This window comes from Staphylococcus ureilyticus, from assembly GCF_002902235.1.
Taxonomy (GTDB): Bacteria; Bacillota; Bacilli; order Staphylococcales; family Staphylococcaceae; genus Staphylococcus; species Staphylococcus ureilyticus.
Genome location: NZ_PPRL01000039.1, coordinates 1 through 5,865, shown reverse-complemented (window position 1 = coordinate 5,865; position 5,865 = coordinate 1). Strand labels below are relative to the sequence as shown.

Annotated in this window: 3 protein-coding genes; 1 reads left to right on the top strand and 2 read right to left on the bottom strand. The window is 32.7% G+C overall.

What is annotated here, in order from left to right; genetic code table 11:
• Positions 1–4,149: Ig-like domain-containing protein (locus CD150_RS04330; RefSeq protein ID WP_103161373.1), on the bottom strand; the 4,149-nt coding region annotated here is incomplete at its 3' end.
• Between the two features lie 375 nt (positions 4,150–4,524).
• Here CD150_RS04330 and CD150_RS04325 point away from each other — a divergent pair.
• Positions 4,525–4,938: a DUF2871 domain-containing protein gene (locus CD150_RS04325; RefSeq protein WP_070038848.1), complete on the top strand. Its 414-nt coding sequence runs from the start codon at positions 4,525–4,527 to the stop codon at positions 4,936–4,938.
• A gap of 65 nt (positions 4,939–5,003) precedes the next feature.
• Here the strand turns inward: CD150_RS04325 and CD150_RS04320 are convergent, their stop codons facing one another.
• Positions 5,004–5,744 (bottom strand): sulfite exporter TauE/SafE family protein, encoded by a 741-nt coding sequence (locus CD150_RS04320; protein ID WP_073344727.1) that lies wholly within the window; start codon positions 5,742–5,744, stop codon positions 5,004–5,006.
• Positions 5,745–5,865 lie beyond the last annotated feature (121 nt).

Below are 5,865 nucleotides of genomic sequence, written 5' to 3'. Positions count from 1 at the left end.
TTCAGATGTATTGCCAACTTTATCTTTAGAAGTAACTTTGATATCTTCTCCACCTTCTAAATCTACATTTGATGGAATTTCAACTGTATAGTTACCTTGATCATCAGCTGTTCCTGTTGCCGTTGTGCCATCTGGGAACGTTACTGTGACCGTTGAGCCTGGTTCAGCTTTACCAATAATTTGTGTATCTTCACTTGTTACTTCGTTTATTGTTGGCGCATCTGGTGCTGTTGTATCTTTAACCGTTGTTTTAACTGGTTCTGTTTCATTACCAGCATCGTCTGTGGATGTAACTTGTATTTCTTCCCCGCCTTCTAAACTAACTTCATTCGGAATTGCTATTGTATAATTCCCTGTTTCATCTGTTTCACCAGTAGCTGTTTCACCATTTGGAAATTTGATTGTTATTGTAGAATTTGGTTCTGCTGTTCCACTAATATTTTTATCTTGGCTAGTTACACCATTAACCGTTGGTGGTGCAGGCGCTGTTGCATCTGTTACTGTTGTTGATCCAGCATGAGAAACATTACCTGCGCTATCTTTTGATGTAGCACTGATCGTTTCTTTACCTTGTAATCCTTCATTTTCTGGGATAGTTACAGTGAAATTCCCATCTTGATCTGCTTTAGTTTCCACAACTTTGCCACTTGGGAATGTCACACTAACTGTCGAATTTGCTTCTGCTGTGCCTTTAACTTCTGTACTTACACTTGTCACATGGCTTATTTGTGGTGCATCTGGCGCTGTTGCATCTATGACTTGAGTGCTACCTTTTTGAGAAACGTTACCTGCTTTGTCTTTCGACGTAGCTACTATCGTTTCCCCACCTTGTAATCCTTCGTTTGCTGGAATATCTACTGTGAAGTTTCCATCTTGATCTGCTACTGTTTCTGCAACTTCGCCACTTGGGAATGTCACACTAACTGTTGAATTTGCCTCAGCTTGCCCAGTCAATTGCTTACTATTACTATTGACATCATTTAATATAGGAGCATTTGGTGCTGTTACATCTGTTACTATACGTGTCGCAACAGATGATTCATTACCAGCTTTATCTGTTGCTATTGCTTTAAATACTTCTCCACCTTGAAGAGTAACACCACTTGGTATATCTACTGTATATTTACCTTGACTGTCAGCTGATACTGAAACTTTACCGCCACCTGAGAAAGCAACAGTTACTGTTGAATTAGGTTCTGCTGTCCCAGTTACTTGTGTGGCTTTACTTGTTATTGGATTTATCACTGGTGCGTCTGGTGCTGTCGCATCTGTTACTGTAATTTGATCTGAAACTTCACTTGTTTTTCCACCTTTACTAGCTGTTGCAGTTAAAATAGTTCCAGCTTTCAATGGTTGATTCAATGTTAAAGAGGCTGCTGAACCATCATTAGGAATTTGAACTTTTCCAATTTCAACATTGTTATTATCTTTAATCGTAACAGTTGCACCCGCTGCACCATTAACTTTAATTACTGTATCATTGTCATCAACTGGATTAATTGATGGTGTTGGTACCTTGGAAATATCAATAACTTCGAATGTATTCACTTCATCATTTTCATAATTAGGTGAATCGATTGCGATAGTGTAGGTGCCTTCAGGTGATTGTGGTATAGATACTGAGAAAGTGCCATCAGGATTGACTGTTGATGTACCAATGACTTTTCCATTTGCATCTAACACTTTTGCAGTTTGAGTTGCTGCACCTTCTTTTAATGGAACTGACCCAGTTACAACTCTAGCCTCATTTGTAATATCGGCCGCATCAGGTTTACCTACTAATGGTGACGTTTTATAATTGATGACTTCATCACCGTCATTTTTACCATCTCCATCTGTATCTTCGTTTTCAGGATCTGAAAGTGATACTTGTCGTTCATATCGATCTAGTAAACCATCTTTATCATAATCTTGTAGTGCTAAAGTTGAAGTCCCTAACGTATTATTTATTAAAAGATTATTACTATCAGTTAAATAACCTGCGAAAGTAAAATCTTCTTTTTGTTTTGTTGTTTCTCGAATAAGATTACCTTCAGAATCATATTCTGCATCTTTAGTTAATATATTATTTACACTTTGATTTAATTTAATTACAATACGAACGCCTACTGTTTCAGGTAAAGAATTGTTAAACTCGATTAATTTATTTAAGTCATTACTAGTAATTGTGCCATTACCGATACTATCAAGCTGTAAATCAGCTACTTTGTCTCCAGCATGATAGGTCTTGTCAAAGCCTGAAAGACCTTTGTAGTCATATCTGTGTAGTTCTACTCCTTCAATATAAGGTAATAAATCTTTATCTATTTGATAGTTATATGACCATTGTTTTCCTTTAACTTTAGAATATGCGAAAATACCATTTTTCATTATTTGTTGATCAATCAGTATTCCTCCGTGTTCTCCCACAGAACCATCATATGTAGCAGAGCCGCTACTTGCTTTAAATGCATTACTATTTTCTGGAGAAAGGTTATTTTCTAATTGACTTAAATCTTTGTCAGCCGTAGTTAAGAAATAACCGCTACTTTCAGAAGTCTTAACAATTTTATTAGATAGTGAATCTCTAACAAACATTTGATAATTCAACTTATTATTACTTAATTCTCCAGATGCATTCAAAATGTTACCCACTGTATCATCTAATTCTATTTTACCGTTAGTCGCTGTATACTGTGATAGTATTTCAGCGCCTCCGAACAAACCATCATTTGCTCTGATAAAATTAATTTCCCAAGTATTAGTGAAATCACCGTTTTCATCTTTTAATCTTATAAATTCAACAGGGGTATTTCTACCACTAGGATTAGCAGATATTTTTATGACATGACTTGCTATTTTCGGATCCAATTTCAAATCAATTTTATAGCGATCCCCTGAATTTGAGCCTGACATGTAACTATGAATATCAAAAGGAATGACATTGCTGTCTAGAGTCTTTTGTGAATCTAACTTACTTGGATCAAAAATCAATGATGCAAATGTATAGTTGTCCATATAGCCCATTGATTTTTCAACTTTTTCATTTTGTTCTACTGCTGCTCGTAATGCAGTTGGCGTAGCCATTGAACGCAACAAAGTACGTTTTGGAGTGGCTAACGTTTTCGCTTTATCTTGTTCATTCGAAAGTTGAATAATTGAAGCCTTTAAAATTTCAATATTTATTGCTTCATCAGTTGTATTTTTATAATCAATATCAGCGTTTTCTAAAATTGCTTTAGTGTCTTCTGTTGAAAGCTGACTATTTAAATAATCTTCAACTGCCTTTTGTTTATTCTCTGTTTCTGACAGTTGTTTTGTTAATTTTGATTGTGTGTGATTACTCGTTTCAGGATTTTTCGTCATTTCTGTAGTTTTTTCATCATCAGAAGATGGTTCAGTTGATGGTTGTTTATCATTTTGCCCATCTAAATTTTCTGTTCTAGTGCCTTCTTTTGTATTATTAGAAGTGTCAGGATTTTTTTCTAGTGATTTTTCAGTTGGCGCTTCATTGCTAGATACATCTGTATCTTTTGTTGTTTCTGTTGTTGTTTCTGTTGACGTCTCATTTGTTGAATCTTTTACTTTATTGTTATCCGTTGTTGTTTCATTACTTTCAGTTGCTCTTTCTTGATCAGATTCTTCTTTGTTCGTACTATCTTCATCTAAATGTGAAGTATCACTGTTTTCATCTTGTTTTGTTTCAGATGTATCTGCTTTTTCTGTTGTTTGTTTATTCAAAACCTCATTTGTAGATTCATTCTCGTTTGTAGACTCATTAGTGTTATTATATTCTTCTTGTTGACCTAAGGTTGCGTCGTTATTATCTGGCTCTTTTTGATTCTTACTTAGATCATTATCAGTTTCTTCTTTTTGTAATTCATTTTCAGAATTTTCTGTCTTTTCTTCAGTAACATTGTTTTCACTGCGACTTAACGTTGTGTCATTTTCTTCTACACTTTTTATGTCTTGCACATCAAGTGCTTCACCTTTATCTGAATCATTAGCCTTATTATCATTCGTAATTGAGTCTAATTCAGCAGCTTTTGCTTCACTACTTACTCCAAATACAAGTGTCGCCCCAATCAATAATGATGCTGTTCCAACTGTAAACTTTCTAATAGAGTATTTATTTAACCTATTAGGTAAAAATCCTTGTTTGTTTTTCATCTTTTCCCACCTCAAAATAAACTTTATCACAATTTAATTCTACTCAATTAATTCGAAAAATCAAGATATTTCTTAAAGGTAAGTTATTAATATGAAAAAATGTCGCAAATTACAGTTGTTCACCATTTTAAATTTATATGTTTTAGCATGCCACAATCAAGATATTTTCAATATTGTTAATTTCTATATAGTTTCAGAAATTCTGTTTTACGAACAATTTCCTCCATTAAGCATGATAAAAAAATTGTTTTAAATTGTAAAATTAATTAAACAATGAAATGCCATACAAAAATAAAGAAGTTTTCAATCGTTCATATAGAGTTCACAATCTTACATTATATTTAAATTAAACATTCATTACAGGAGGTCGTTAAAATGAAAAGATTAATGTTCAGTTCAGCATTTTATACATTATTAGGCATGCTAAGTGGTTTATTTTATAGAGAGATGTCAAAAGCAGAAAACTTTAGTGGTTATTCGCAATTAAACGTAACACATACACATTTACTTGTTTTAGGTACAATTATGTTTTTAATATTTATGGTGATAGAACATCAATTAAAACTTACTCAACACCCCACTTTATTTAACTATTTCTTTTATGTCTATCATATCGGTGTATTATTAACGGTTGCTATGCAATTTGTTAATGGTATAGCAACTATGAAAGGTTTTGAAGTGAGCCCTGCTATTGCTGGTATTTCAGGATTAGGTCACATTGCTATTTCTATCGCTTTCATTTTATTCTTTGTATTATTAAATAAAAGTATTAATGTCAATTCTAAATAAACGTAGATATAATTAAAGGTCGAATCACTTTTCTAAACATAGAAATCGATTCGACCTTTTGACTTTCATATTAACAATAGTAAAAAACCTAAAATTATAATAAACAAGTAAATCCATTTTTCAAAATTATGATAAGTCGTATGGTTTATAAGATACTTTCCAACAACAACTGAAATAATCAAACAAGGTATGCTCAATAAAAATAATGATACCGTTTGACTGGTCCATATTCCTCCAGATGCTTGACCGATCACTACGAATATAGCTGTAATTAAAAAATGGGCTTGTATTGTACTTCTAAAATCTTTAATATGCCAAGGCGACATTGTGCCATAAATGACAACTGGTACACCATGTGAATTATACAAACTTCCTAATACACCTGAAATCATACCTGTTAGGCTTGGCCATATGTTAGATTTTAATATGATATTATATCTATTTTTAAAAAAGGTAATTTTTCCAAACGCATATATACCATATAATATTAAAAATAACCCAAGCATAATTTGTATAAATGAAGTTGCAATATGCTGTAAAATCAAAATACCAAGTGGAACACCTAATAAACTCCCCAACAACATTAATAATAGTACTTTAATTTTTATATTTCTATAATCTAAAAATATATTTAAACTCGCTACTGTTAGTCCAGCCAACCCCACCAGTGAAATAGATGTATGTAAATTTAATCCTATCAATGCTAAAAGTGGCATACTCACGAGTGCTTCCCCAAAACCAAAATATGTTCTGACTAATCCACCTAAAAATATAGAAATCAAAATGTAAACTAAAAATAAATCCATGCTTTAACTCCTGATTCAATGCGTCATCAATAACAGCCATATCTCTTCTATTAATATTATGTTACTTATTAATTTATTTTGTTAACACTTACTAACGCTTATAATAATAACATTCATAAAC